This window comes from Streptomyces sp. NPDC059957, from assembly GCF_042730015.1.
Classification (GTDB): domain Bacteria; phylum Actinomycetota; class Actinomycetes; order Streptomycetales; family Streptomycetaceae; genus Streptomyces.
In genome coordinates, this window is record NZ_JBHWMB010000106.1 from 1 (window position 1) to 737 (window position 737).

The 737-nt window shown below is 76.4% G+C and carries 1 protein-coding gene; it reads left to right on the forward strand.

The features are described 5' to 3' along the window. A partial coding sequence (locus tag ACFWBW_RS38450) for a PTS glucose transporter subunit IIA (RefSeq protein WP_385383398.1) occupies window positions 1-677 on the forward strand: 677 nt, incomplete at its 5' end. Between the last annotated feature and the right edge of the window lie 60 nt (window positions 678-737).

Here is a 737-nt window from a genome sequence, read left to right on the forward strand (position 1 = left end):
GCGTCCAGGCCAATGCCGATCGCGACGCCGCCGAAGCCCTCTCCCGCGGGGAGGCCGCAGCGGCCGACGACCGCGAGCTCGTCACCGTCGGCGCCTCCACGACCGCCACGGGCGCCACGGGCGCATCCGCCGACTCCGCCACCGCACCGGTCTCCGCGTCCGCCACCGCCGCCGGTGCTCCCGCCGGTGCTCCCGCCGGCGCTCCCGCCTCCACCCCCGCCAGGGGCACCGAGCTCGCCGCGCCCGTCGCGGGCCGGGTGGTCGGCCTCGACGAGGTCGGGGACCCCGTCTTCGCCTCCCGCGCGCTCGGCGAAGGCGTCGGCATCGAGCCGGCCGACGGCCGCATCGTGGCCCCGGTCGACGGAGAACTGGTCATCGTCGCCGCCACCGGCCACGCTTTCGGCATCCGCACCGCGGACGGCGTCGAGGTGCTCATCCACATCGGCATCGACACGGTGCAGATGCGCGGGGAGGGCTTCGACGTCCGCGTCGAGGCGGGCAGCCAGGTCTCCGTCGGCGACCTCCTCGCCGAGGTCGACCTCGACGCCGTGCGCGCGGCGGAGCACCCGACCGTCACCCTCATGACCGTCACCAACACCGCCGACCTCACCTCGGTCGAGCCGCACACCGGGCAGACCGTCGCCGCCGGCGCCCCCGTGGTGACCGTACGGCGGTAACCACCGCCACCGGTCCGAAAAGGGGACACACCCACCCATGGGGCGGGGCCTCGCCGGCCC